Source organism: Neisseria polysaccharea (assembly GCF_963392925.1).
In the GTDB taxonomy this organism is placed as follows: Bacteria; Pseudomonadota; Gammaproteobacteria; order Burkholderiales; family Neisseriaceae; genus Neisseria; species Neisseria polysaccharea.
In genome coordinates, this window is record NZ_CAUJNZ010000001.1 from 119,683 (window position 1) to 145,432 (window position 25,750).

21 protein-coding genes, 2 tRNA genes and 2 pseudogenes are annotated in these 25,750 nt (G+C 52.3%); 14 read left to right on the top strand and 11 right to left on the bottom strand.

Features of this window, described 5'->3' with window-relative positions; all coding sequences use genetic code 11:
- Positions 1-60 precede the first annotated feature (60 nt).
- From RDY34_RS00555 to RDY34_RS00575, 5 genes and pseudogenes are all read left to right on the top strand, one after another.
- Positions 61-429 (top strand): transcriptional regulator, encoded by a 369-nt coding sequence (locus tag RDY34_RS00555; protein ID WP_025457002.1) that lies wholly within the window; start codon positions 61-63, stop codon positions 427-429.
- A 206-nt stretch (positions 430-635) separates the two neighbouring features.
- On the top strand, positions 636-1,259 hold the full coding sequence (locus tag RDY34_RS00560; protein ID WP_308075219.1) for a lytic transglycosylase domain-containing protein: 624 nt from the start codon (positions 636-638) through the stop codon (positions 1,257-1,259).
- Between the two features lie 109 nt (positions 1,260-1,368).
- The gene (locus RDY34_RS00565; RefSeq protein ID WP_308075230.1) at positions 1,369-2,751 is read left to right on the top strand and encodes an MFS transporter; all 1,383 of its coding nucleotides are present in this window, start codon (positions 1,369-1,371) and stop codon (positions 2,749-2,751) included.
- Positions 2,752-2,754: 3 nt separating this feature from the next.
- Positions 2,755-3,279 (top strand): single-stranded DNA-binding protein, encoded by a 525-nt coding sequence (locus RDY34_RS00570; RefSeq protein ID WP_115437522.1) that lies wholly within the window; start codon positions 2,755-2,757, stop codon positions 3,277-3,279.
- 524 nt (positions 3,280-3,803) lie between these two features.
- A pseudogene (locus RDY34_RS00575) lies at positions 3,804-4,477 on the top strand (DMT family transporter).
- A gap of 64 nt (positions 4,478-4,541) precedes the next feature.
- Here the strand turns inward: RDY34_RS00575 and fumC are convergent.
- The gene (fumC, locus tag RDY34_RS00580) at positions 4,542-5,930 is read right to left on the bottom strand and encodes a class II fumarate hydratase (RefSeq protein ID WP_308074197.1); all 1,389 of its coding nucleotides are present in this window, start codon (positions 5,928-5,930) and stop codon (positions 4,542-4,544) included.
- 148 nt (positions 5,931-6,078) lie between these two features.
- Positions 6,079-8,058, bottom strand: coding sequence for a transketolase (gene tkt / locus RDY34_RS00585; protein WP_308074198.1), 1,980 nt, complete (start codon positions 8,056-8,058; stop codon positions 6,079-6,081).
- A 554-nt stretch (positions 8,059-8,612) separates the two neighbouring features.
- Between tkt and ccoG the strand changes: the two genes are divergently transcribed.
- Entirely contained in the window at positions 8,613-10,109 is a 1,497-nt protein-coding gene (ccoG, locus tag RDY34_RS00590) for a cytochrome c oxidase accessory protein CcoG (protein WP_308074199.1), read from the top strand.
- A gap of 2 nt (positions 10,110-10,111) precedes the next feature.
- Positions 10,112-10,660, top strand: coding sequence for a FixH family protein (locus RDY34_RS00595; protein ID WP_036469685.1), 549 nt, complete (start codon positions 10,112-10,114; stop codon positions 10,658-10,660).
- Positions 10,661-11,132: 472 nt separating this feature from the next.
- Here RDY34_RS00595 and RDY34_RS00600 read toward each other — a convergent pair whose 3' ends face one another.
- Entirely contained in the window at positions 11,133-12,308 is a 1,176-nt protein-coding gene (locus RDY34_RS00600; RefSeq protein WP_308074200.1) for an NAD(P)H-dependent flavin oxidoreductase, read from the bottom strand.
- A gap of 129 nt (positions 12,309-12,437) precedes the next feature.
- Between RDY34_RS00600 and RDY34_RS00605 the strand changes: the two are divergent.
- Positions 12,438-12,584, top strand: a pseudogene (locus RDY34_RS00605) (IS5/IS1182 family transposase); the annotation flags it as partial.
- Positions 12,585-12,806: 222 nt separating this feature from the next.
- Positions 12,807-13,145: a hypothetical protein gene (locus RDY34_RS00610; RefSeq protein ID WP_238137437.1), complete on the top strand. Its 339-nt coding sequence runs from the start codon at positions 12,807-12,809 to the stop codon at positions 13,143-13,145.
- Between the two features lie 174 nt (positions 13,146-13,319).
- Here RDY34_RS00610 and RDY34_RS00615 read toward each other — a convergent pair.
- A tRNA-Glu gene (locus RDY34_RS00615) sits at positions 13,320-13,394 on the bottom strand.
- Positions 13,395-13,411: 17 nt separating this feature from the next.
- A tRNA-Arg gene (locus RDY34_RS00620) sits at positions 13,412-13,488 on the bottom strand.
- A 117-nt stretch (positions 13,489-13,605) separates the two neighbouring features.
- Here RDY34_RS00620 and RDY34_RS00625 point away from each other — a divergent pair.
- Positions 13,606-14,991, top strand: a complete 1,386-nt coding sequence (locus RDY34_RS00625) for a 3'-5' exonuclease (protein ID WP_301002870.1) — start codon at positions 13,606-13,608, stop codon at positions 14,989-14,991.
- A gap of 210 nt (positions 14,992-15,201) precedes the next feature.
- Here RDY34_RS00625 and RDY34_RS00630 read toward each other — a convergent pair whose 3' ends face one another.
- Together RDY34_RS00630 and RDY34_RS00635 are read right to left on the bottom strand one after the other, a co-directional pair.
- Positions 15,202-15,981 carry a ferredoxin--NADP reductase gene (locus RDY34_RS00630; protein ID WP_308073153.1) on the bottom strand — a complete coding sequence of 260 codons (780 nt, stop codon included), beginning with the start codon at positions 15,979-15,981 and terminating at the stop codon, positions 15,202-15,204.
- Between the two features lie 172 nt (positions 15,982-16,153).
- A complete protein-coding gene (locus RDY34_RS00635) occupies positions 16,154-16,570 on the bottom strand; it encodes a hypothetical protein (protein WP_003751819.1) in 417 nt (138 codons plus the stop codon).
- Between the two features lie 312 nt (positions 16,571-16,882).
- Here RDY34_RS00635 and dinB point away from each other — a divergent pair, with 312 nt between their 5' ends.
- Complete coding sequence (dinB, locus tag RDY34_RS00640; RefSeq protein WP_003751813.1) at positions 16,883-17,941, top strand: DNA polymerase IV; 1,059 nt, start codon at positions 16,883-16,885, stop codon at positions 17,939-17,941.
- A gap of 67 nt (positions 17,942-18,008) precedes the next feature.
- Here dinB and rep read toward each other — a convergent pair whose 3' ends face one another.
- Positions 18,009-20,024 carry a DNA helicase Rep gene (rep, locus tag RDY34_RS00645; protein WP_308074201.1) on the bottom strand — a complete coding sequence of 672 codons (2,016 nt, stop codon included), beginning with the start codon at positions 20,022-20,024 and terminating at the stop codon, positions 18,009-18,011.
- A gap of 19 nt (positions 20,025-20,043) precedes the next feature.
- Complete coding sequence (aroD, locus tag RDY34_RS00650; protein ID WP_308074202.1) at positions 20,044-20,808, bottom strand: type I 3-dehydroquinate dehydratase; 765 nt, start codon at positions 20,806-20,808, stop codon at positions 20,044-20,046.
- 261 nt (positions 20,809-21,069) lie between these two features.
- Between aroD and RDY34_RS00655 the strand changes: the two genes are divergently transcribed.
- Genes RDY34_RS00655 through recA form a run of 3 tightly spaced genes read left to right on the top strand, consistent with a single transcriptional unit; the run spans position 21,070 to position 24,193 of the window.
- Positions 21,070-22,980, top strand: coding sequence for an alpha-amylase family protein (locus RDY34_RS00655; protein WP_308074203.1), 1,911 nt, complete (start codon positions 21,070-21,072; stop codon positions 22,978-22,980).
- A gap of 14 nt (positions 22,981-22,994) precedes the next feature.
- A complete protein-coding gene (locus RDY34_RS00660) occupies positions 22,995-23,141 on the top strand; it encodes a hypothetical protein (RefSeq protein WP_155811404.1) in 147 nt (48 codons plus the stop codon).
- Positions 23,142-23,146: 5 nt separating this feature from the next.
- Complete coding sequence (gene recA / locus RDY34_RS00665) at positions 23,147-24,193, top strand: recombinase RecA (protein ID WP_002213013.1); 1,047 nt, start codon at positions 23,147-23,149, stop codon at positions 24,191-24,193.
- Positions 24,194-24,324: 131 nt separating this feature from the next.
- Here the strand turns inward: recA and yddG are convergent, their stop codons facing one another.
- Both yddG and RDY34_RS00675 read right to left on the bottom strand, forming a co-directional pair.
- Positions 24,325-25,239, bottom strand: coding sequence for an aromatic amino acid DMT transporter YddG (gene yddG / locus RDY34_RS00670; RefSeq protein WP_003751780.1), 915 nt, complete (start codon positions 25,237-25,239; stop codon positions 24,325-24,327).
- Positions 25,240-25,363: 124 nt separating this feature from the next.
- Positions 25,364-25,699: a YbaB/EbfC family nucleoid-associated protein gene (locus RDY34_RS00675; protein WP_025456757.1), complete on the bottom strand. Its 336-nt coding sequence runs from the start codon at positions 25,697-25,699 to the stop codon at positions 25,364-25,366.
- Positions 25,700-25,750 lie beyond the last annotated feature (51 nt).

The window sequence follows — 25,750 nt, forward strand, 5'->3', positions numbered from 1 at the left end:
TAATACTATCAATTATTCTGTTTAAAGAAAGCAACAGTCGGCTATTCATAATCCGCCATTATGCATACCGAACAAGATAAAACCGATTTCAGCGAACGTTTGAAAACAGCAATACGCCTCGCGGGTTTGGATGAGCTGTCCAATGCCAGCCTCGCCAACCGCTTCAACCTGCGCCATCCCAATCAGCCTGTCAGTACGCAGGCGTTCCACCATTGGCTGGTCGGCAGGTCGATTCCGACTCCGGATAAAATCGAGACGCTGGCAAAATGGCTGGATACCAGCGCGGAATGGCTGCGCCACGGCAGGCTCTCCGGCACGGAAGGTGCGGTTTCGCCGCAGGAAGCACTGCTGTTGAAATATTTCCGCCTGCTGCCGCCCGAAAAGCGTGATGCGCTGATGGTGCTGCTGCACAATCCGGACGACAGATAGCCGGTGAAAACGGGAAATGCCTGGGCGGTGTTGTCTGTTCCTGTTTGGACAAGCGTTCTTGAGAGCGGTAAAATCGAGATTTGCCTGAAAAGGGCAGGGCGATATGCCGTGCTTGGATTTTGTGCGCGGTTTTTCGCGTTGAAAGCAATCATGTCTGTTTGAATATTTAATGCCGTCTGAAACGTCTGGACGCGCCCCCATTCCCTATGAAAAAACCGACCGATACTCTACCCGTCAATCTGCAACGCCGCCGCCTGTTGTGTGCTGCCGGCGCACTGTTGCTCAGCCCGCTGGCACAAGCCGGCGCGCAACGTGAAGAAACGCTTGCCGACGATGTGGCTTCCGTGATGAGGAGTTCCGTCGGCAGCATAAATCCGCCGAGGCTGGTGTTTGACGATCCGAAAGAGGGCGAGCGTTGGTTGTCAGCCATGTCGGCACGTTTGGCAAGGTTTGTCCCCGATGAGGAGGAGCGGCGCAGGCTGCTGGTCAATATCCAGTATGAAAGCAGCAGGGCCGGTTTGGATACGCAGATTGTGTTGGGGCTGATTGAGGTGGAAAGCGCGTTCCGCCAGTATGCAATCAGCGGTGTCGGTGCGCGCGGCCTGATGCAGGTTATGCCATTTTGGAAAAACTACATCGGCAAACCGGCGCACAACCTGTTCGACATCCGCACCAACCTGCGTTACGGCTGCACGATTCTGCGCCATTACCAGAACCTTGAAAAAGGCAACATCGTCCGTGCACTTGCCCGTTTTAACGGCAGCCTCGGCAGCAATAAGTATCCGAACGCCGTTTTGGGCGCGTGGCGCAACCGCTGGCAGTGGCACTGATTTTGAACCCGCGCCGCAACCGAAATACGGCGAATCCTGTATAATCCGAAAATCTGTTCACTGGAAGTTCAGACGGCATTGCAACTGTTGATGCCGTCTGAAAAATATGATGGCAAGAGATAACCGCATCCAAATGTTTCCGCACGAATGGCGCGCCAGTACGACGCTTTCCGGCGTGTACGCGCTGCGTATGCTGGGTATGTTCCTCGTGCTGCCCGTATTGTCGGTGTATGCCGCTTCGCTGCCCGGCGCGGAAGGCAACAAAACGCTGGTCGGGCTGGCAATGGGCATTTACGGGCTGACGCAGGCTCTGCTGCAACTGCCTTTGGGCATCGCTTCCGACAAGTTCGGACGCAAGAAAACCATTTATGTCGGGCTGATTGTGTTTGCAGCGGGCAGCTTTCTTGCCGCCGCCGCCGATACGCTGCCTATGCTGGTTGCCGCACGCGCTATACAGGGTGCGGGAGCGGTCAGTGCGGCGGTTACCGCGCTGCTGGCGGATTTGACGCGCGACGGTGTGCGTACCCGCGCAATGGCGATGATCGGTTTGAGTATCGGTTTGACTTTTTCGGTCAGCCTCGTCGTTGCCCCTGTGATTGCCGACGCGGTGGGCGTACGCGGCTTGTTTCTGCTGACCGGCATTCTGACCGTCATCAGTATCGGCGTGGTGGCGTTTATGACTCCCGACCCGGAGGTTTCCAAGCTGCACGAAGATACGCAGGCACAGCCTTCGCGCATAGGCGAAGTTTTGAAAAACCGTAGGCTGCTGACGCTCGATTTCGGCATTTTCGCCCTGCACGCCGCACAAATGGCATTGTTTACCGCGCTGCCTTTCGCGATGACCCAGCTCGGTTTGGAAAAAATCCAGCATTGGAAAGTCTATCTGCCCTCGACCATTACGGGCTTGGTGGTGATGGTTCCGCTGATTATCGTCGGCGAGACGCGCAACAAGCTCAAACAGGTTTTTGTTTTGGGTATCGTCTGTATTGCGGCGGCGCAGCTCGGTTTGCTGTCCGGTATGCGCTCGGTGGGTCTGATTACCGCTTATTTGGTTGTTTACTTTATCGGTTTTAATGTGTTGGAAGCCAGCCTGCCGTCTATGGTTTCCAAAATCGCACCGTCTGACCTGAAGGGTACGGCGATGGGCGTGTATAACACGATGCAGTCGCTCGGACTGTTTGCCGGAGGTGCGGCAGGCGGTTTGCTGTTTCAAAAATACGGCTTTTCTGGCGTGTTTGCCTTTTGCAGCATATTGATGCTGCTGTGGCTGGTAATTGCCGTTTTATCGCCTGCGCCCAAGCCCGTCAAAAACCTCAGTTACCCTGTCGGTGGTGTGTGGCAGGGCAATCGGGACGGATTGCAACGCGCCCTGTTGCAACTCGAAGGCGTGGAAGACATCGGTTTCAGTTTCGACGGGCAGACCGTCTATCTCAAAGTGTTGCAGAAGGGTTTCGATCAGGCTGCCGCTGAAAAAATCATCACAGGAGTTTAAAAAATGTCATTGAATAAAGTCATCCTCATCGGTCGCCTCGGACGCGATCCCGAAGTGCGCTATATGCCCAACGGCGAGGCGGTGTGTAATTTCAGCGTCGCCACCAGCGAAACTTGGAACGACCGCAACGGTCAGCGCGTGGAGCGCACCGAGTGGCACAACATCACGATGTACCGCAAACTGGCGGAAATTGCCGGCCAATACCTCAAAAAAGGCGGGCTGGTTTATTTGGAAGGCAAAATCCAAAGCCGCAAATACCAAGGCAAAGACGGCATCGAACGTACCGCTTACGATATTGTCGCCAACGAAATGAAAATGTTGGGCGGGCGCAATGAAAACAGCGGCGGTGCGCCTTACGAGGAAGGTTACGGTCAGAGTCAGGAGGCTTACCAACGCCCCGCGCAGCAAAGCCGGCAGCCCGCCCCCGACGCGCCGTCCCATCCCCAAGAAGCACCGGCCGCGCCGCGCCGCCAACCCGTGCCTGCCGCCGCCCCGGTTGAGGATATTGACGACGATATCCCGTTCTGAATTTTACGGTCGGACATCCTCGCGGAGGGAAATCATAAAGGACGGAGAAACCTTAAACCTTACGGGTCAGGGTTTCTCTTTTTTGCATTTGGGCCGGCTTGTTGCCGCCCCTTGCGTTGGGCGGAACGTTGCGATTGCGCCGTTCGGGCGTTTTGAGGCAGTGATGCCTGCCGCACGTCCCCGCTGTTTTCAGGCGGTATAGTGGATTAACAAAAATCAGGACAAGGCGACGAAGCCGCAGACAGTACAAATAGTACGGAACCGATTCACTTGGTGCTTCAGCACCTTAGAGAATCGCTCTCTTTGAGCTAAGGCGAGGCAACGCTGTACTGGTTTTTGTTAATCCACTATATTTTAAAATTCAGGTGGTGTTTCCAAATAGCGCGAAGCAATAGCCGGACTTCAGCCGGCGTGTTTGAAACCAAAGGTTTGGAATCAAACGCCAAACGCTTGAACCATTATTGCCCGATGCGGCAAACCGGCATCGTCCGGCAATACGGTTGTTTAAAAATAGGGAAATCAGGATGGAAAACCAAAGGCCGCTCTTGGGCTTCTCGCTGGCACTTTTGGCGGCGATGACGTGGGGAACGCTGCCGATTGCCGTGCGGCAGGTATTGAAGTTTGTCGATGCGCCGACGCTGGTGTGGGTGCGTTTTACCGTGGCGGCGGCGGTATTGTTTGTTTTGCTGGCATTGGGCGGGCGGCTGCCGAAGCGGCGGGATTTTTCTTGGCGGTCATTCAGACTGCTGCTGCTCGGTGTGGCGGGCATTTCGGCAAACTTTGTGCTGATTGCCCAAGGGCTGCATTATATTTCGCCGACCACGACGCAGGTTTTGTGGCAGATTTCGCCGTTTACGATGATTGTTGTCGGCGTGTTGGTGTTTAAAGACCGGATGACTGCCGCTCAGAAAATCGGCTTGGTTTTGCTGCTTGCCGGTTTGCTTATGTTTTTTAACGATAAATTCGGCGAGTTGTCGGGTTTGGGCGCGTATGCGCAAGGCGTGTTGCTGTGTGCGGCAGGCAGTATGGCCTGGGTGTGTTATGCCGTGGCGCAAAAGCTGCTGTGCTCGGGCATTATGTGATGCCTGATACTTTTGCCGCGCCGGATATGAACGGTTTGGGTTATGCCGGTGCACTGGTCGTGGTCGGGGGAGCGGTTACGGCGGCGGTGGGGGACAGGCTGTTCAAACGCCGCTAGTTTGCAGGCAACGGAAAATGCCGTCTGAAAGAGGTTTCAGACGGCATTTTATTTGAGGGAAAGATTAGCGCGGATGAACCATATCGGCAGGAACGACCAACTCATCAAACTCTTCGCCCGTCAACAAGCCCAATTCGATGGCGGTTTCGCGCAACGATTTGTCGTTTTTATAGGCGGTTTTGGCGACCTTGGCGGCGTTTTCGTAGCCGATTTTGCGGTTCAGCGCGGTAACGAGCATCAGGGAATGGTGCAGGAAATAGTCGATTTTTTCCGGTACGGGCTCGATGCCGACGGCGCAGTGTTCGTTGAAGCTGTTGCACGCGTCGCCCAAGAGGCGGATGGATTGCAAGAGGTTGTAAGCGATAACGGGCATATAGACGTTCAGCTCGAAATTGCCCGACGCGCCCGCCATACCGATGGTAACGTCGTTGCCGAACACTTGACAGCACACCATGGTCATCGCTTCGCATTGGGTCGGGTTGACTTTGCCCGGCATGATGGACGAACCCGGCTCGTTTTCGGGGATTTTGATTTCGCCCAAACCGCAGCGAGGGCCGCTTGCCAGCCAGCGGATGTCGTTGGCGATTTTGTTCAGGCTTGCCGCCAGTGTTTTCAATGCGCCCGAAGCGGAAACGGCGGCATCGCGTCCGCCCAAGGCTTCAAATTTATTCGGTGCGCTGACAAACGGCAGGCCGGACAATTCGGCGAGCTTGGCAGCGGCTTTTTCGGCGTATTCGGGATGGCTGTTCAAACCTGTGCCAACTGCTGTGCCGCCTAAGGCGAGTTCGTACAAACCTTTGAGCGCGTCGTTCAGACGGCCTAAGCCGTGGTCGAGCTGGGAAACGTAGCCGGAAAATTCTTGACCCAAAGTCAGCGGCGTCGCGTCCTGCAAGTGGGTGCGGCCGATTTTGACGATGGGGGCGAAGGCTTGGGCTTTTTTGTCTAACGTGTCGCGCAGGGCTTTTACCGCCGGAATAAGGTGGCGATTGATTTCAATCGCGGCGGCGACGTGGATGGCGGTCGGGAACGCATCATTGGTCGATTGTGCGTGGTTCACATGATCGTTGGGATGGACGGGCTGATACGCCGCCAAACCCGTACCGGCGATTTCGTTGGCGCGGTTCGCCAGCACTTCATTCATGTTCATATTGGACTGCGTGCCGGAGCCGGTCTGCCACACCACTAAAGGAAACTGCCCGTCGAGCTTGCCGTTCAGTACATCATCCGCCGCCTGCGTAATCAAATCCGCCTGTTCGGGCTTAATCCTGCCGAGGGAAACATTGGTGGCGGCTGCGGCTTTTTTTACCAGCGCCAAAGCATAAATCAGCGGCTGCGGCAGGGTTTCGCCGCCGATTTTGAAATTGTTGCGGCTGCGCTGGGTCTGCGCGCCCCAATAGGCTTCGGACGGGACTTCGACATTGCCCATGGTGTCGTGTTCGGTACGGGTGCTCATGCGTTTCTCCTTTTTAAATGTGAATAAGAGTGATTCGCAAATATTATAATGGAGATTGGTGGGATGAGAAAGCATCATGGCAGCGAGAATATAAAAATGCCGTCTGAAGCCCTAATTGGTTTCAGACGGCATTTGTTCAGGTGTGGGGTTACAGCACTGATTTCACAGTATCGACCACATTGTCCACGGTAAAGCCGAATTCTTTGAACAGCAGTTCGGCAGGGGCGGATTCGCCGAAGCGGTTGATGCCGACGACTGCGCCGTTCAGACCGACGTATTTGTACCAACCGTCGGCGTGTCCGGCTTCTACGGCGATGCGCGGCAGACCTTCGGGCAGGACGGCGGCTTGATAGGCGGCGTCTTGGCGGTCGAAGACGTTGGTGGACGGCATGGAAACGACGCGTACGGCGATGTTTTGCGCAGCGAGGGCTTTTTGCGCTTCCAAAGCCAGCTCGACTTCGGAACCGGTGGTAATGATGACGGCTTGGGCGTTGCCTTGGGCTTCGCTGATGACGTAGCCACCGCGTTTGATGTCGTTCAGTTGTTGCTCGCTGCGTGCTTGGAATTTCAGGTTTTGACGGCTGAAAATCAGGCAGGACGGGTGATCGGCGGCTTTGACGGCTTCTGCCCAAGCGACCAGAGATTCGGCGGTGTCGCACGGCCGCCATACGTCCATATTCGGAATCAGGCGCAGGGTAGCGGTTTGCTCGATAGGCTGATGGGTCGGACCGTCTTCGCCCAAACCGATGGAATCGTGGGTGAACACGAACACAGGGTTGATTTTCATCAGCGCCGCCATGCGCAAGGCGTTGCGCTCGTATTCGCTGAACATCAGGAAAGTTGCACCAAAGGGTTTGATGCCGCCGTGCAATACCAAACCGTTTATAATCGCGCCCATACCGAACTCGCGCACGCCGTAGTGGATGTAGTTGCCGCCTTTGTCGCGGGTAACGGAGACGCTGTTTGACCAGTCTGTCAGGTTGGACGGGGTCAGGTCGGCAGAACCGCCCACCAGTTCGGGCAGCTCTTTTGCCAAGATTTCGATGCTGTTTTGGCTGGCTTTGCGGGTAGCGATGGTTTCGGCTTTGGCGCACACTTCTTTCAATGCCGTCTGAACGTAGGTGTCGAAATTGTCCGGCAGTTTTTTATCCATGCGGCGCACGAATTCTGCGGCTTCGGCAGGATATTTGGCTTGGTATTGCGCGAACAGTTCGTTCCATTCGGCTTCCAGTTTCGCGCCTTTTTCTTTGGCATTCCACGCATCGTAAATTTCTTGCGGGATTTCAAACGCAGGATAAGCCCAACCCAAATGTTTGCGCGTGGCTTCGATTTCGTCCGCACCCAAAGGCGCGCCGTGGGTTTTGTGGCTGCCTTCTTTGTTGGCGCTGCCTTTGCCGATTAAGGTTTTGCAGCAGATGATGGACGGTTTGCCGGTTTCGGCGCGGGCGGCTTCGATGGCGGCTTGAATGGCGGCGGTGTCGTGGCCGTTTACATTGGGAACGACGTGCCAGCCGTAGCTTTCAAAGCGTTGCGGGATGTTTTCGGTAAACCAGCCGTCCACTTTGCCGTCGATGGAAATATTGTTGTCATCATACAAAACAATCAGTTTGCCCAAGCCTAATGTGCCGGCGAGCGAGCAGGCTTCGTGCGATACGCCTTCCATCAGGCAGCCGTCGCCCATAAAGACGTAGGTGTAATGATCGACGATGTTCAAACCATCTTTATTAAATTCGGCGGCAAGGATTTTTTCGGCTAATGCCATGCCCACTGCGTTGGCAATGCCTTGTCCCAGCGGGCCGGTCGTGGTTTCCACGCCGTCGGTGTAGCCGTATTCGGGATGGCCGGGGGTTTTGCTGTGCAGCTGGCGGAAGTTTTTCAGGTCTTCAATGCTCAGGTTGTAGCCGGTCAGGTGCAGCAGGCTGTACAACAGCATGGACGCGTGGCCGTTGGAGAGGATGAAGCGGTCGCGGTTGTAGAATTTGGGGTTGGCGGGATTGTGATGCAGGAATTTCGTCCACAATACTTCTGCTATTTCCGCCATGCCCATAGGCGCGCCGGGGTGGCCGGAATTTGCTTTTTGAACGGCATCTGCGGAGAGGAAGCGGATTGCGTTTGCCAGTTGAGACATTTTGTATTTTCCTTGCTGGTGTTTTGGATAAGTGGATGGTCAGACGGCATTGATTATCGCCCGATTCGTATATGCTTTCAAGAAAAGGAGGAGCGGGCGGTACGGCTGTGCCGGAAGGATATATGCTCCGGGTATCGGGATATCGGTTTCAGCTTGGATGTGAAAGGTGTTTCTATACTTTTGAAAACAAAGTGTTACAAATTATTTATTAAATAAATAGTGCTTGTTTATGATGGGGTATCGACGTTTTTTGCAGTCATTTGCCTATTTATTTCTTACCTGTTGTTTTTTAATTATATTCAAATAAGGAAGTTTTCAGCATATATGGCTTTGTCCGTGAAGGGGAGGTGCATTTGGGGCGGTATTGTTCGGATATTTATCTTTTTGCGTATCAATAAGTGCATAAAGTTGTACAATAGCAAGAGTGTATTTTGAGAAAAATATATTTTCTGAAAATATCAAAACGTAAAGACATCAAAAAAGCAAAATGCCGTCTGAAAAGAAAACAGTAGCCACGACGGACAAACCATTAATCAAAAATCAAGGAACGTAGCATGACCACGGAAAATCAAGCCGGTAATCCGGAACCCGAGCGCAGCCCGTCCGAAAAAACAAAAGCCGCACCGAAAGTGAAAAAAACGTTTGATCCGCGTGCCAGCGTGATTCAAATCCATCCCGAAGGCGAACGCATCCATCCGAAAAAAGCGGAAGGGCGGTTTGCCAAATTGCGTATCGCCGCAGTGTTGGCGACCCAGTTTGTGTTTTATGTGATTCCGTGGTTCAACTGGAGCGGCAGGCAGGCTGTCGTTTTCAATATCCCCGAACGGCATTTCTTCATTTTCGGATTGTCGTTGGGGATGGGCGATCTGATTTACCTTGCTCTGCTGCTGATGATTTGCGCCTTCGGGCTGTTTTGGTGGACGACGATTGCAGGGCGACTGTGGTGCGGCTATTCCTGCCCGCAAACGGTTTACACCGAAATTATGCTGTGGATTGACAACCTGGTCGAAGGCGATAGAAACAAACGGCTGAAACTGGAAAAATCGCCGTGGAATTTCACCAAAATCCGCATCAAAGCCACCAAATACCTGCTGATTTTCCTTGTCTGCGCGTGGACGGGCATCACGTTTGCAGGCTGGTTTGTCCCTATCCGCCAGTTCGTTCCCGATTTATTCACCGGAGCAGCAGGTGGCGGCGCGATGTTTGCCGCGGCATTTTACGGCTTTATGACCTTCTTCTTCGCCCACATTATGCGCGAAAAAGTGTGCCTGCATATGTGTCCCTACGCACGTTTCCAAAGCGCGATGTTCGACAAAGACACGCTGATTGTTTCTTATGACGCGGAACGCGGCGAACCGCGCGGCGCGCGCAAGAAAACGGTCAACAAGGAAGAGGCGGGGTTGGGCGACTGCATCAACTGTGCGATGTGCGTCCAAGTCTGCCCTGTCGGCATCGACATCCGCAACGGTCTGCAATACCAATGTATCGGCTGCGCCGCCTGTATCGACGCGTGCGATGAGATTATGGACAAAATGGGCTATCCGCGCGGATTAATCCGTTATACGACCGAAAGCGCGCTGGAGCACGAATATTCTGAAAAAGACATTAAAAAACGGCTGCTCAGACCGCGCGTGGCAGGTTACGGCGCGGTGTTGGCAGTGGTTATCGCCGCCTTTTTGGTCGGTTTGTCCACGCGCAAAATGGTCGAAGTCGATATTTTGAAAGACCGTGGCGTAATGGTGCGCGAAAACGCCAAAGGCTGGCTGGAAAACGCATACAGCCTGCGTATCATCAACAACAGCGAAAAAGAACAGTTGGTTAGCGCAAGTGTCAAAGGCTTTGACGAAATCGCTCTGACCGGGCTGCCCGAAGGCGGTATCAAGGTTGCCCCGCGCGAAACAGTAACCCTTCCCGTCCAAGTGTCCACCATTCCGGAATACGCGGACAAAGGCAGCCACCCTATCGAATTTACCTTCCAATACCGCGAAAGCGGCGCACCCGACGGCAAGCCGGTCGTCTTGGAAGAAGATGCAACCTTTATCGGAGAATAACCGTGTCTCAAAACACTCCAATCAAACCTTGGTACAAACACGTCTGGCCGTGGGTCTTGATGGCGGGACCGATTTTTGTCGTCATCGCCAGCGTCGCTATGTTTTTTGTCGCGCAACAGCACGCGACAGATTTGGTTACGGACGATTATTATAAAGACGGCAAGCATATCGACATCCAGCTTCATCGGGATGAAGAAGCCGTCAGACGGCATATCGGGGTGCAGGTCCTCATTTCCCCCGATATGAATGCGGCAAAAGTGTTTGTCGGCGGCGAGTTTGACGGCAAACAGCCTTTGAACCTGCTGCTGATGCACCCGACCCGCAAGGCGGACGATCAAACCGTCGCCCTCAAGCCCGTCGGCAGCGCGCAGAACGGCAGGGCGGAATATGAGGCGGTGTTCAAAACCCTTCCGCCGACCAACCACTGGTATGTGCGCGTGGAGGACGCGGCAGGCGTGTGGCGCGTCGAGAACAAATGGATTACCAGCCAGGGCAATGCGGTCGATCTGACCCCGATGGACAAACTTTTCAATAATGCCGGGGGCAAATAAAAAGCCGTGTTTTCATTGCATTGGTTTGTTATATGCAATGTCGGACAGGCATTGTTTGATTATTCGGCGTGATGGTCTGATTTGCCGGACGAAAATAAATGTATCTCATCCCGTTTATTTTTTAACACCATTCCGAAACGCAGCCTGAAAAATGCCGTCTGAAGGGCTTCAGACGGCATTTATGTTGTATGCCTGACACAATGCAGAAGGCGTTTTGTTCACGTAAAAACGTTTTTATTTCTCTCCGTTTTTTCGACACTATTCCGAAACGCAGCCTGAAAAATGCCGTCTGAAAGGCTTCAGACGGCATTTGTGTTGTATGCCCGACACAATGCGGAAGGCGTTTTGTTCACATCAAAACGTTTTTTATTTTTCTCCGTTTTTTCGACACTATTCCGGAACACAACCTGAAAAACGCCGTCCGAAAGCCCTTCAGACGGCATTTTGTTTGCAAATCAAATCCTACCTGATGTCAGCGTCCGAGCGTTGCAACAGGTTCGCTCCCCGTCAGCAGATATTGTATCGTCTCGCGGACGGTGCGGATGGCATTGCCGAAGGGAAGAGGGTCTTTACCTCTGAAGAACAGGCCTTTATCCACTTCTCCACGGAATGCGGCAGCAAGCTGGATATCAATACAGAATTGCCCTGCTTTGGAAAGCCCGTCGCGCAGGCCGCAGCTGGTCAGGCAGTTTAAACCTTGGGTACAGCGACGCGGGTCGGCTTTGGCGTTTGCCTGAAGTTTGCCTTCACGCTTGATGTAGCTGTCTAGGAATTTGGTGCGGACACCGCGCGCCGGCAGCCCCGCCACAGACATAAATTCGACGACTTTTTCCGTTTCTGCGCCGGCAAGCGTTTTTTTGAAGTTAAGGTGCGCGTCCCCTTCTTCGGTAACGGCAAAAGCCGTACCGATTTGAACGGCGGAGGCTCCCCAGTTCTTTAGGGCGGTTTTGACTTTTTCAAAATTTGCCATACCGCCTGCCAAAATAAGCGGGATTTTTTCGCTTTCCAGCCCCAAATTTTTAAACACTTCAAACGTTTCTTCGATGACGCGTTTGAAATCGAATTTGGCATCGTTTACGCCTTCAACGGTTGACGCGCCCAAATGTCCGGCCGCGTGGGCAGGATGTTCGACTACAATCGCATCGGGCAATATGCCTTTTTTCATCCAACGTTTCAAGACGATATTAATACCGCGCGATTCGGACAGAATCGGCAGCAGCGCAACATCTTTATGATAGCCCTCGGTCATTTCCGGCAGGTCCAAAGGCAGACCTGCGCCCATCACGACCGCATCCGCCCCTGATTCGCAAGCCTGGCGGACATACGCGGCGTGGTCTTTGACCGCCTTCATCACGTTGACCGCAATCAGCCCTTTCCCCTCTGAAGCACTTTTGGCTTTTTGGATTTCCCTGTCCAATGCGGTACAGTTCAAAGACGTATATTTCTCTTCACTCGGATTGATTTGGGATTCGGCGAGCAGGTCTTCGTGAAGGTGGCGCAAATCCACACTGGCAATCGTTCCGATGCCGTTTTCACGCGCCACTGCACTGGATAAACCCGATGCGGAAACACCGACCCCCATACCGCCTTGCACGATGGGGATAAGGGATTTTCCACGAATAATCAAAGGGTCAAAAATATTCTGCATCAGTTTCTCCGAGTATACGAATCAGTCAGGCTCATGAAAAATGGTTCTAACTGTTTTAGAACCATTGCTCAAATTTGGTATTATACTCTAAATATCGTAGCGGTAAACAAGAAAGCAGCCGGGGCTTCGGGCATATGCCGTTATGCCTGTTTCAATCGGGAAAGAAAATATTATAGTGGATTAAATTTAAATCAGGACAAGGCGACGAAGCCGCAGACAGTACAAATAGTACGGCAAGGCGAGGCAACGCCGTACTGGTTTAAAGTTAATCCACTATAAATTTGATGATGGCATAAAAAAGCCCTAGTCAGTTGCTGTCAAAGGGGATTGTTAAGAAAAGTAATGCCACGTTGATGGGGTGCAATGTATCAGGCGTTTCAATCGGGTAAAATGTTGGACGGACACCGCATCCGGTTATGGGATATCGGTTTGCACGGCAAAGGTTTGAATATGATTCGATTACGTCTGAGATTCTGATGAAGGGGGTAGGTAAAGATGATGATAAAATATACAAGTATAAAAGATATCGTTGAATATGGATTAGATGCTATTTCTGATAAGGAAAAAATAACAATGAACCTGAAAGACTTTCTATACATTAGACGAGTTTTAGAGGAATATATGCGTTATCTACATAATCCTGATCATTATCCCGATATAGAAGCAATTCAAAATTTTTTAGGTGATGCTTCTTCGGGAGGCGGATTTGAATGTTTAAGCACAGCTATTTATAACAAAGTATATAAAGTTGATTTGCCGGCGAAGATTGAGAAAATGATTGATGATGGTTTATTTGAACACCCTCTATATCCCAGTTACTATAAGAAAAATGAATAAGCAATAATTAGATAGTATTGAAATTGTAGAAAATATAAATTTATGTGGATACGTAAATTCGAAGTTGTAGGAAAGGATAAAAAGTGAAAATAGTGCTTGTTAAATTTTAACTATGGTAACGAGTTGCCGAGGCAATAAAAAATCCCCGAGGGATAATCTCGGGGATTTGGAATTTGGCACGCCCACGGGGAATCGAACCCCGGTTACCGCCGTGAAAGGGCGATGTCCTAACCGCTAGACGATGGGCGCATATTGTATTTTCTTACTGGCGCACCCGGAGCGATTCGAACGCCCGACCCTCTGGTTCGTAGCCAGATACTCTATCCAACTGAGCTACGGGTGCGCTGCAAGAAAGATTTGAATTTTAGGGTAATCGTCGGATTCTGTCAATTGTTTTGTTGGATGAAATGCCTTAAAAGTGTAAAATATCGGTTTGTTGTTTGAATTTAAAGAGAATAAAATGATTGTTGCTTCCCGCTGGCCCTTGCTGGAAAAGGTATTTTTACGGTTTGGAATGCCGGTTGCCGTGGTTGATTTGGAATCGACGGGCGGCAATCTGCATGAAGACAGGGTAACCGAAGTAGCTTTGGTCAAGTTTGAGCAGGGAAGGGTGGTGAGGCATGAATGGCTGGTCAATCCTCAAAAACCGATTCCGCAGTTTGTGGCGGAGCTGACGGGGATTTCAGACGGCATGGTTGCCGATGCGCCTGTTTTTGCAGAGATTGCCGGCGAGTTGTTTTCGGTATTGAAGGGTTGTGTGTTGATTGCACATAACAGCCGTTTCGACTATACGTTTTTAAAGCATGAGTTTCATCGTGCGGGTATCGGATTTTCATCGCCTGCTTTGTGTAGTGTGCAGCTGTCCCGGTGTCTGTATCCGCAATTTTACAAGCACAGCCTGGACAGTATCATCGAAAGGTTGGGGATTGTTGTGGAAGACAGGCATCGTGCGATGGCGGATGTATCGGCATTGTGTGATTATTTGGAATACAGCCTGTCGGAACATGGGGTTGAGGCATGGATCAGGCAGTGTTTCCGTTTGATGAATCCGAAACCGTTGCCTGCCGCGCTGCCCGAACGGTTGAGGCAACAGTTGTACGGTTTGCCTGACGGTATGGGGGTGCTGGCTTGTTTCGACGGCGGAGGGAAAGTAAATTACATCGGTACGTTTGAACGGGTATATAGCGAGGTTTCGGCTTTATTGGATGCCGGAAAAGCCCCGTTTGATTGGTGCAATACGGAGGAAGTCCGTTTTTTTCCCGCATTGGGCAGGCTGCATGCCCATAAGGTTAAAGCGGAATTGGTCAGGCATTATGGGGCGGATTGTTACGTATCTGCCAAAAATCTGCTGAAAACATTTACGACCGTCAGGTTTGAAAAAGGTTCAGACGGCATATTGAATGCGAAAACAGCGGCTTTGAAAAACGGTGTGACGGATAATCCGCCTACCGGATTATTTGCCAATAAAAAGGCGGCGAGGCGGGCTTTATCGTCGTGGGCGGAAACATATGGATTGTGTCCTGCCGCAGCCGGTATCCTGCCGGACGGTTATGCAGAGGATGAGCCTTGTCCCGTATATGTTTCGGGTAAATGCGATGAGGCGTGTGGCCGTTCTGACGAACAGGTTTTGGCGTTTGCACACAAGTTGCCTGTTTTGGATTGGGGAAAAATGCATGAGGTGGAAATTACCGAAACCGATCCTTTAACGGGGGAAAAAGTTGTTCTGCATGGAATGGGCGGCGCATTAGAAATGGATGACGGGCTTTGGTATTTCGATAAAGATTTACCGGATGCGTTTAAGGCGAAGTTTAAAACGGACAGGAAAAATATTAAGGAAATTGGTTAAATCGATATTGCTTGGCGAAAGCCGGCAAGTATGTAAACAGCCGTTCGTATTGATTTCCTAATCGGTTTGGGTTGGAATGTGTTGCCGTTTGCAGGTAATGTATCCGAAGATGCCGTCTGAATTTTTTCAGACGGCATTTTTGCCGACGCGGTTTTTGTGCCGTGTCGGTTTGCCCGTCCATCCGAAGGCATCGGACAAGCAGGGTGGTTTTTAGAAGCCGTTTTCCATCATGATTTGACCGGGAATGCGGTTACGGTGCATGGCGTAACCCATACCGAGCAGCGTTTGGAAAGTGTCTTTGACCATTTCCGGGTTGCCGCAAATCATAAACCGTGTGGATTCCGGGGTGAACTTGGTATGCAGCGCCTGTTCGATGCTGTTGTTTTTTAAGAGTTCCGGAATGCGTTTTCCGCCTAAGCCCGAGGGGTTGGCGGCACGGGTGGTAACAGGGACGAAACGGAACGAGTGTCCGTATTCGCCTACCAGGGGATGTTCGGACAATGCGGCGAGCCGGTCGTTGAAAATCAATTCTTCGGGAAAAGATACAGAATGTATCAGGTTGACGGTATCGAAACGCTGCCGGATTTCGGGTTGTTTGAGAATGGAAAGGAAGGGGGCGATGCCGGAGCCGGTGCAGAGCATCACCAAATCCTTGCCGTCGGGGAAGCGTTCGGGTAGGAGGAAGCCGGTGGCATTTTTATCGAGCAGGATGGTGTCGCCCTGTTGCATTTTGGCGAAACGGGCCGACATGGGGCCGTCTTGGATGAGTACGGCAAAATATTCGAGCGTGTCGGCATATTCTGCGGAAACGATGGAGTAGGCACGCCAAATAAAGCCTTCACCTTCGTAGAAACCGAGTCGGGAGAACTGTCCGGCTTTAAAACGGTAGGATTCGGGACGGCTGATGGCGAAAGTGATGAGTTTCGGCGTGTGGTGTTTGACCCACAAAATCTTTTCTTCAGTGAATTTTGCTTCGGGCGAGGCTGCCATGTTGTTGTCCTTGAGTGTGTTTTTCGGGATTATAGCCAATTTGGGTGTTTTTTTCTGCCTTGCTCTGCTGGATTTTATGAAAAAATTAGGCTTGACCGTTTTTATCATCATACTTTTTCAAATACTACTAAAAAATGCATTACCGACTAGGCAGTAATGACGACGGATAGTTTTACAAAAGTTTCGGTCTACAGTTTATAGGTTTATAATAATAAAAATATTCATCAGAAAAATGTGATTTTTCTTTTTTTAAAAGTTGCATCTTGCCATTCTTGTAATCACATTCGTAATATTCAATATTTTCCAAATCTGAATCAAATAGATATTGAGGTAAAACATTCCCTTCTCTGTCTAGTTCTATTAATTCCTCAAAAACTATCTTACCTTTATAATAAAAAACAATTTTTTGGAAATCTGAATTGATTATATACAGTTTTACATAATCCCAGTTAAAGTTCGTTATATCACTAATTAAGAATTCTTTTTTATTATAATCAAAACTTATTTTTCTTATTACATTCTTTTCAAATATAAAAAAAATAACAATAGCGATTAATAAAGAAAATATATAAAGTATATTTTTATTCATCTTTTATCTTCTCAATTGTCTGGCTGAAATTTGTGCTCTGATTTGTTTTCTACGCTGCTGAATTTTAAATCCGGCACCAGTATTATCTAAGTGAATCAATATATTGCTTGTATTTTGGTAATATTTTTTCAGATAATCTTTTTCTTACGATATCATAATTTCCATTATTGTTTCTTTCTGCTTGATAAAAACCATTATTTTTATAAGTTTCCAAAATTAATCCAGCCAACTTTTTTGTATTTAACCTGTTAGTATATTTGGAATTTGCCCGATGCCGGCAGTAGAATATCCCTTTTATCCTCAGAAGAGCCGATGTCTTCACGCAAAATTATCCACATCGACATGGACGCATTCTACGCATCGGTAGAGCTGCGCGAACAGCCGCATTTGAAAGGGCGGCCGGTGGTCGTCGCGTGGGAGGGCGCGCGTTCGGTGATTTGCGCCGCATCGTATGAGGCACGGCAGTTCGGGCTGCATTCCGCGATGTCGGTGGCAACGGCGAAAAGGCTGTGTCCGCAAGCGGTGTATGTGCCGCCGCATTTCGACTTGTACCGTCAGGTTTCCGCGCAGATTCACGCCGTATTCAGGCGTTATACCGATTTAATCGAACCCCTGTCGCTGGACGAAGCCTATCTTGACGTTACCCGTAATTTCAAAAACATCCCTTACGCCAGCGAAGTTGCTAAAGAAATCCGTGCCGCCATTTTTGCGGAAACGGGTTTGACCGCATCCGCAGGCATCGCGCCGAACAAATTTCTGGCGAAAATCGCGTCGGACTGGCGCAAGCCGAACGGGCAGTTTGTGTTGCCGCCGCAAAAAGTCATGGCATTTTTGGAAACCCTGCCTTTGGGCAAAATCCCCGGAGTGGGCAAGGTAACGCTGAAAAAAATGCAGTCGCTGGGTATGCAGACGGCGGGCGACTTGCGCCGTTTCGAGCGCGGCGAGCTCTTAAACCATTTCGGACGCTACGGCTACCGCCTCTATGATTTGGCGCGCGGTACGGACGAACGCCCCGTCAAAGCCGAACGCGAACGCCTCCAAATCTCCACAGAAATCACCCTGCCCGAAGACCTGCCGCTCGAGCAGGCTGCCGGACACCTGCCCCATCTTGCCGAAGACCTGTGGCGGCAAATCACGCGCAAAAACGTCGAAGCCCAAAGCGTAACGCTCAAGCTGAAGACCTACGATTTCCGCATCATCACGCGCACGCTGACTTATTCCTCCGTATTGCCCGACTGCGTAGCTCTGCTGCAGGCTGTGCAAATGTTGATGGCGCGCGTCCCGCCGCAGACGGAAGACGCGTTCCGCCTTATCGGTATCGGCGTGGGGCATCTTGTGCCGAAAAACCAGCAGCAGGATTTGTGGGCGTAAACCGCTTTACGCGCGCCGTCCAAAAAATATGCCGTCTGAAGCCTTCAGACGGCATTGCGGCTCCGGTTTAATCCGCCGCGCCGCTTTTTTTCATGCTGTCGAGCCTTCCGATTATATCGGCAAGGTTGCGTCTGCCTTCTTCTTTGCTGACAATCGGTTCGCCGCCTTTGCGCCCCAGGATTTTCAAATCTTCCTGCGGCATTTCGTCTATGAATCGGCTGGGTTCGGGGAACTGCCATATGCCTTGTTTTTTGCGTTTGACGCAGTGGGTCAGTGTGAGTTGGCGTTTGGCGCGGGTGATGCCGACGTACATCAGGCGGCGTTCTTCTTCGACGTTGCCTTCTTCGATGCTGTCGTTGTGCGGCAAAACACCTTCTTCGCAACCGACAAGGAAAACATACGGATACTCCAAACCTTTGGCGGCGTGTAGCGTGGATAGCGAGACGGCATCGGTTTCTTCTTCGTCTTTTCCTTCCAAAAGCGTCATCAAGGCGACGGTTTGGGCGAGTTCGATGATGTTTTTGCCGTCTTCTCCGCCTTTTCGCGCAAACCATGATACCAACTCGCCGACGTTGCGCCATTTGATTTCGCCGGCCTTGCCTTCTTCGTTTTGCATCAAATGGTTTTCATAGTCGATTTCTTCGAGCAGGCTGTTGATGAACTCGCCTGCTTCGCCTGTTTCGGCTTTGGCGCGGTAGCTGCCGAACATATCCATAAAGGCTTGCAGGTGTTGGCGGTTGGTATTGTTCAGCGTGGCAAGGGCTTCTTCGTTTTGCGCGGCTTCATACAGGCTGCATTCGTGTTCGTGCGCGTAAGTGTTGAGCTTGCCCAGTGTTACATCGCCGATGCCGCGTTTGGGCGTGGTAACGGCACGCAGAAAGGCGGGATCGTCGTTGGGGTTGGCAAGCAGCCGCACATAAGACAACACGTCTTTGATTTCGGCTTTGTCGAAAAAGCTTTGTCCGCCGGAGAGACGGTAGGGGATGCGCGCGCCGCGCAATGCTTCTTCGAAAATCCTCGCCTGATGCTTTCCGCGGTATAACACGGCGAAATCGGCATATTGGGTTTTGTCGCCGCCGATGAGTTTTTGTTTGACGATTTGGCTGACGACCCACTCGGCTTCGTGCTGCTCGTTTTGGCAGGCAACGACTTTGATGGGTTCGCCTTCGCCCAATTTCGACCAAAGTTTTTTGGTAAACAGCTTGGGGTTGTTTTCGATGACTTTGTTGGCGATTTTGAGAATCCGCGCGGTGGAGCGGTAGTTTTGCTCCAGTTTGATGACCTTCATCTGCGGATAGTTTTCCTGCATTTTGCGCAGGTTTTCCATGTTCGCACCGCGCCATGCGTAGATGGACTGGTCGTCGTCGCCGACGGCGGTAAACATACCTTCCGCGCCGGTCAGAAGTTTCATCAACGTAAATTGGCAGGTATTCGTATCTTGGCATTCGTCAACCAACAGATAACGCAGCCGCCGCTGCCATTTGTTGCGCACTTCGCTGTTTTGCTGCAACAGCACGGCAGGCAGGCGGATTAAGTCGTCGAAGTCCACTGCCTGATAGCTTTGTAAGGTTTCCTGATAGCTCGCATACACGCGTGCGGTTTGTTGTTCCCAAATGTTCGATGCCGTCTGAAGTACGTCTTCAGGCGTTTTTAAATCGTTTTTCCACAGGGAAATTTGATGTTGCGCCTTGAATACAGCTTCTTTGCCCGTACCACCTAAGAGTTCGCCGATGATTTTGGCGCTGTCGGTGGAATCGAGGATGGAGAAGTTTTTTTTGTAACCGATATGGTTCGCCTCTTCGCGCAGAATCTTCATGCCCAAAGAGTGGAACGTGCAAATCGTCAGTCCGCGCGTTTGCGACTTAGGCAGCATTTTGGCGACGCGCTCCTGCATTTCCGCAGCGGCTTTGTTGGTAAAGGTAATTGCGGCAACGGTATGTGGCAGATAGCCGACGTTGACAATCAAATGCTTGATTTTTTGCGTAATCACACCGGTTTTGCCGCTGCCTGCGCCGGCAAGGACGAGCAGGGGGCCGCCGAGGTAACGGACGGCTTCGAGCTGTTGGGGATTGAGTTTCATCATGTTTTGATGCCGTCTGAAATCAGTCTGCGCCGCTTTCGAGGCAGTCGAGTGCCGCACGGAGGGCGGATACGCCGATTTGCCCCGGCGCGGAGTTTTGCGTTCCCGAACCGAACGTGATGCTTGAGCCGAACGTTTGTCCGGCAAGGCGGCTGACCGCCCCCTTTTGCCCCATCGACATCGTAACAAGCGGTTTGGCGACAAGCTGTTTCGCTTTGAGCGTGGCAGAAAGCAAAGTCAGCACATCTTCCGCGCTTTGCGGCATCACCGCAATTTTGCAGATGTCCGCGCCGCAGTCCTCCATCTGTTTCAGACGGCATACGATTTCTTCTTGCGGCGGCGTGCGGTGAAACTCATGATTGCAGAGCAGGGCGGCGATGCCGTTTTTTTGAGCATTTGCCACGGCGCGCCGGACGGCGGTTTCACCGGAAAACAGCTCGATATCGATAATGTCGGGCAGGCGGCTTTCGATCAGCGCGTCGAGCAGTTCGAAATAATAATCGTCCGAACACGGGAACGAGCCGCCTTCGCCATGCCGTCTGAACGTAAACAGCAGCGGTTTGTCGGGCAGTGCGTCGCGGACGGTCTGCGTGTGGCGCAATACTTCGCCGATGCTGCCCGCGCATTCCAAAAAGTCGGCGCGGAACTCGATGATGTCGAAGGGCAGGTTTTTGATTTGGTCAAGTACGGCGGAAAGTTCGGCGGCATCGCGGGCGACAAGCGGCACGGCGATTTTGGTGCGTCCGCTTCCGATAACGGTATTTTTGACGGTAAGGCTGGTGTGCATGGCGGTTGTTGCGGCTGAAGGGAACGGTAAAGACGCAATTATAGCAAAGGCACAGGCAATGTTTCAGACGGCATTTCTGTGCGGCCGGCTTGATATGAATCAAGCAGCATCCGCATATCGGAATGCAGACTTGGCACAAGCCCTGTCTTTTCTAGTCAGTCCGCAGTTCTTGCAGTATGATTGCACGACACGCCCTACACGGCATTTGCAGGATACGGCGGCAGACCGCCGGTCGGAAACTTCAGAATCGGAGCAGGCATCATGTTGACCCCCACGCAGCAAGTCGGTTTGATTTTACAGCACCTCAAAACGCGCATCTTGGACATCTACACGCCTGAACAGCGCGCCGGCATCGAAAAATCGGAAGACTGGCAGCAGTTTTCGCGCCGCATGGATACGCATTTCCACAAATTGATGAACGAACTCGACAGCGTGTACGGCAACAACGAAGCCCTGCTGCCTATGCTGGAAATGCTGCTGGCGCAGGCATGGCAGAGCTATTCCCAACGCAGCGCGTCCCTGAAAAACATTGACATCGAACGCGAAAACAACCCCGATTGGATTTTGTCCAACAAACAAGTTGGCGGCGTGTGCTACGTTGATTTGTTTGCCGGCGATTTGAAGGGCTTGAAAGATAAAATTCCTTATTTTCAAGAGCTTGGTTTGACTTATCTGCACCTGATGCCGCTGTTTAAATGCCCTGAAGGCAAAAGCGACGGCGGCTATGCGGTCAGCAGCTACCGCGATGTCAATCCGGCACTGGGCACAATAGGCGACTTGCGCGAAGTCATTGCTGCGCTGCACGAAGCCGGCATTTCCGCCGTCGTCGATTTTATCTTCAACCACACCTCCAACGAACACGAATGGGCGCAACGCTGCGCCGCCGGCGACCCGCTTTTCGACAATTTCTACTATATTTTCCCCGACCGCCGGATGCCCGACCAATACGACCGCACCCTGCGCGAAATCTTCCCCGACCAGCACCCGGGCGGCTTCTCGCAACTGGAAGACGGACGCTGGGTGTGGACGACGTTCAATTCCTTCCAATGGGACTTGAATTACAGCAACCCGTGGGTATTCCGCGCAATGGCGGGCGAAATGCTGTTCCTTGCCAACTTGGGCGTTGACATCCTGCGTATGGATGCGGTTGCCTTTATTTGGAAACAAATGGGTACAAGCTGCGAAAACCTGCCGCAGGCGCACGCCCTCATCCGCGCGTTCAATGCCGTTATGCGTATTGCCGCGCCCGCCGTGTTCTTCAAATCCGAAGCCATCGTCCACCCCGACCAAGTCGTCCAATACATCGGGCAGGACGAATGCCAAATCGGCTACAACCCCCTGCAAATGGCATTGTTGTGGAACACCCTTGCCACGCGCGAAGTCAACCTGCTCCATCAGGCGCTGACCTACCGCCACAACCTGCCCGAGCATACCGCCTGGGTCAACTACGTCCGCAGCCACGACGACATCGGCTGGACGTTTGCCGATGAAGACGCGGCATATCTGGGCATAAGCGGCTACGATCACCGCCAATTCCTCAACCGCTTCTTCGTCAACCGTTTCGACGGCAGCTTCGCGCGCGGCGTACCCTTCCAATACAACCCCAACACGGGCGACTGCCGCGTCAGCGGTACGTCCGCCGCATTGGCAGGCTTGGCTCAAAATGACCCCCACGCCGTCAGCCGCATCAAACTTTTGTACAGCATCGCATTGAGTACCGGCGGGCTGCCACTGATTTACCTCGGCGACGAAGTGGGCACGCCCAACGACGACGGCTGGGCGCAAGACAGCAACAAAAGCGACGACAGCCGTTGGGCGCACCGTCCGCGCTACAACGAAGCCCTGTACGCGCAACGCAACGATCCGTCGACCGCAGCCGGGCAAATCTATCAGGGCTTGCGCCATATGATTGCCGTCCGCCAAAGCAATCCGCGCTTCGACGGCGGCAGGCTGGTTACATTCAACACCAACAACAAGCACATCATCGGCTACATCCGCAACAATGCGCTTTTGGCATTCGGTAACTTCAGCGAATATCCGCAAACCGTTACCGCGCATACCCTGCAAGCCATGCCCTTCAAGGCGCACGACCTCATCGGTGGCAAAACTGTCAGCCTGAATCAGGATTTGACGCTTCAGCCCTATCAGGTCATGTGGCTCGAAATCGCCTGACGCACGCTTCCCAAATGCCGTCTGAACCGTTTCAGACGGCATTTGCGCCGAAGCGGACGGTAGTCCCCAAAAGGGAAACATGCGATAATAGCCGCCCATCACATCCCGCGCCGCAGCCCGTGTTGCGCCGCATCCCACATACCGCATTTGTTCCGGAGTAACCCCAATGTCAGACGACAAAAGCAAAGCCCTTGCCGCCGCACTGGCGCAAATCGAAAAAAGTTTCGGCAAAGGCGCCATCATGAAAATGGACGGCAGCCAGCAGGAAGAAAACCTCGAAGTCATTTCCACCGGATCGCTCGGATTAGACCTCGCCCTCGGAGTCGGCGGCCTGCCGCGCGGGCGCATCGTCGAAATCTTCGGTCCCGAATCCTCCGGCAAAACCACCCTCTGCCTCGAAGCCGTCGCCCAATGCCAGAAAAACGGCGGCGTGTGCGCCTTTGTCGATGCCGAACACGCCTTTGATCCCGTTTACGCCCGCAAACTCGGCGTAAAAGTCGAAGAGCTTTACCTGTCCCAGCCCGATACCGGCGAACAGGCTTTGGAAATCTGCGACACACTCGTCCGTTCGGGCGGCATAGATATGGTAGTCGTCGATTCCGTCGCCGCACTCGTCCCCAAAGCCGAAATCGAAGGCGATATGGGGGACAGCCATGTCGGACTGCAGGCGCGCCTGATGAGCCAGGCTTTGCGCAAACTGACTGGGCACATCAAAAAAACCAACACGCTGGTTGTGTTCATCAACCAAATCCGGATGAAGATCGGCGTAATGTTCGGCAGCCCCGAAACCACCACCGGCGGCAACGCGCTGAAATTCTATTCTTCCGTCCGCCTCGACATCCGCCGCACCGGATCCATCAAAAAAGGCGAAGAAGTATTGGGCAACGAAACCCGCGTCAAAGTCATCAAAAACAAAGTCGCCCCCCCGTTCCGTCAGGCAGAGTTTGACATCCTCTACGGAGAAGGCATCAGTTGGGAGGGCGAATTGATCGACATCGGCGTGAAAAACGACATCATCAACAAATCCGGCGCGTGGTACAGCTACAACGGCGCAAAAATCGGTCAGGGCAAAGACAACGTCCGCGTCTGGCTGAAGGAAAATCCCGAAGTCGCCAATGAAATCGACGCAAAAATCCGCGCCCTCAACGGCGTAGAAATGCACATCACCGAAGGGACACAGGACGAAACCGACGGCGAACGTCCCGAAGAATAAGGTTTGAAATCAAGAAAAAACGGCACTTCCGCCAAAGAGTGCCGTTTTTCTTGATACGTCATGCCGTCTGAAACCGTTTTGTCGGGGTTCGGACGGCATTTTCCGTTTCGAGTATGGGTTCGGACAGCCGCCTAAGTTTTCTTACCGCTTCGTGTTGCCAGCCAGCAGACGGACGAGCCGAAGCAGACCATAACTGCGCCCTGCCAAAATTCGACGGGCAGTGGTGTATGTAGCAGCATGGATGAAATCATGGCGGAGAAAATCGGGATGAAATAGGATGCGCCTGCCAGGACGGTCATGTTGCCGCTCGAGATGCCGATGTTCCAAACGGCGTAACCCAAACCCAGACAGGATGCGGCGGAGACGGTATAGAGCAGGGAGGCAGTGTCGAAATTCAGGCTGTCGATGCCGTCTGAAAAATATTTTGCCCACAGGATGCAGGATACGAGCAGGAAGAAGAAGCCGACGGCATTGCCCTGTGCTTTGGCGCGTGCGGTCAGCGTACAGTATGCCGCCCAAAACAGCGCGTCCGAAAGCGCCATGATGTAGCTTGTCGGATTGGTGCGTATGTTGGCTATCATTCCGGAGACGGAAAATCCACCTTCTCCGCCCAATACGACGGCGATACCGGCGAAAGACAGGATAAAGCCTAAGGCAATCCACCATTTCGCCGGCTGCCTGTTGAACAGGACGGCGCCAATAATGGTAAAGGTCGGCCACAAATAATTGACCATGCCGACCTCGACGGTTTGGCGGGCGTTTTGGGCGAAACCGACGGACAGCGACAGGCACAGTTCGCACCCGACGAAGAAAAGGCTGGCCCAAAACAGGTAGCTCTTGCTGAAGCGGCTCAGATTCGGTTTGCCGAAAATCATCAAAATCAACACGGTTGCCAGACTGTACATTATCGCCGCGCCGCCGACCGCACCCATGTGCAGGCTGACGGTGCGGATGAGTCCGATGACCGAACTCCAAAAGGCGACGGCAAGCAGCCCGACGGCGGTCGCCTGTTTGGGTGTGAGGTTTTGTTGTAATCTGGAAAGCATGGTGCTTAAAGGAAAATTTTGTTTAATATACCGACAGTATCCGCACGCGTATTCTCTGTCAAACGGAAAATGCCGTCTGAACAAGGTTTCAGACGGCATTTATATTTTTGCAGCGTCAGTCGGATCAGCGGAAGAAGTCGCCCATGCCTGCAGGCAGCCCTTGGGTGAACGCACCCATGGTTTTGCCGGTGGTTTCTTCAGCTTTGTCGGAGGCGGCATTGAACGCGGCAAGGATAAGGTCTTCGAGCATTTCTTTGTCGTCTGCGGCTTCCTGAATCAGTTCGGGGCTGATGTCGATTTTGCGGACGACGTGGGAACAGGTCATCACGACTTTAACCAAGCCGTTGCCTGCTTCGCCTTCTACTTCGGTTTCGGCAAGTTTCGCTTGCGCTTTTTTCATGTTTTCCTGCATTTGCTGCGCCTGTTTCATCAGGCCGCCCAATCCGGCTTTTCCGAACATACTGAATACTCCTGTTTGTGTTTGAATGAATGAGGGAAACGGCAATGCCGT

What these genes read in the sequence shown, in the direction of transcription:
- RDY34_RS00555 (WP_025457002.1), top strand. Translation starts at nt 61, where the DNA reads ATGCATACCGAACAAGATAAAACCGATTTCAGCGAACGTTTGAAAACA.
- RDY34_RS00560 (WP_308075219.1), top strand. Translation starts at nt 636, where the DNA reads ATGAAAAAACCGACCGATACTCTACCCGTCAATCTGCAACGCCGCCGC.
- RDY34_RS00565 (WP_308075230.1), top strand. Translation starts at nt 1,369, where the DNA reads ATGGCAAGAGATAACCGCATCCAAATGTTTCCGCACGAATGGCGCGCC.
- RDY34_RS00570 (WP_115437522.1), top strand. Translation starts at nt 2,755, where the DNA reads ATGTCATTGAATAAAGTCATCCTCATCGGTCGCCTCGGACGCGATCCC.
- fumC (WP_308074197.1), bottom strand. Translation starts at nt 5,930, where the DNA reads ATGAGCACCCGTACCGAACACGACACCATGGGCAATGTCGAAGTCCCG.
- tkt (WP_308074198.1), bottom strand. Translation starts at nt 8,058, where the DNA reads ATGTCTCAACTGGCAAACGCAATCCGCTTCCTCTCCGCAGATGCCGTT.
- ccoG (WP_308074199.1), top strand. Translation starts at nt 8,613, where the DNA reads ATGACCACGGAAAATCAAGCCGGTAATCCGGAACCCGAGCGCAGCCCG.
- RDY34_RS00600 (WP_308074200.1), bottom strand. Translation starts at nt 12,308, where the DNA reads ATGCAGAATATTTTTGACCCTTTGATTATTCGTGGAAAATCCCTTATC.
- RDY34_RS00610 (WP_238137437.1), top strand. Translation starts at nt 12,807, where the DNA reads ATGATAAAATATACAAGTATAAAAGATATCGTTGAATATGGATTAGAT.
- RDY34_RS00625 (WP_301002870.1), top strand. Translation starts at nt 13,606, where the DNA reads ATGATTGTTGCTTCCCGCTGGCCCTTGCTGGAAAAGGTATTTTTACGG.
- RDY34_RS00630 (WP_308073153.1), bottom strand. Translation starts at nt 15,981, where the DNA reads ATGGCAGCCTCGCCCGAAGCAAAATTCACTGAAGAAAAGATTTTGTGG.
- RDY34_RS00635 (WP_003751819.1), bottom strand. Translation starts at nt 16,570, where the DNA reads ATGAATAAAAATATACTTTATATATTTTCTTTATTAATCGCTATTGTT.
- dinB (WP_003751813.1), top strand. Translation starts at nt 16,883, where the DNA reads ATGTCTTCACGCAAAATTATCCACATCGACATGGACGCATTCTACGCA.
- rep (WP_308074201.1), bottom strand. Translation starts at nt 20,024, where the DNA reads ATGATGAAACTCAATCCCCAACAGCTCGAAGCCGTCCGTTACCTCGGC.
- aroD (WP_308074202.1), bottom strand. Translation starts at nt 20,808, where the DNA reads ATGCACACCAGCCTTACCGTCAAAAATACCGTTATCGGAAGCGGACGC.
- RDY34_RS00655 (WP_308074203.1), top strand. Translation starts at nt 21,070, where the DNA reads ATGTTGACCCCCACGCAGCAAGTCGGTTTGATTTTACAGCACCTCAAA.
- RDY34_RS00660 (WP_155811404.1), top strand. Translation starts at nt 22,995, where the DNA reads ATGCCGTCTGAACCGTTTCAGACGGCATTTGCGCCGAAGCGGACGGTA.
- recA (WP_002213013.1), top strand. Translation starts at nt 23,147, where the DNA reads ATGTCAGACGACAAAAGCAAAGCCCTTGCCGCCGCACTGGCGCAAATC.
- yddG (WP_003751780.1), bottom strand. Translation starts at nt 25,239, where the DNA reads ATGCTTTCCAGATTACAACAAAACCTCACACCCAAACAGGCGACCGCC.
- RDY34_RS00675 (WP_025456757.1), bottom strand. Translation starts at nt 25,699, where the DNA reads ATGTTCGGAAAAGCCGGATTGGGCGGCCTGATGAAACAGGCGCAGCAA.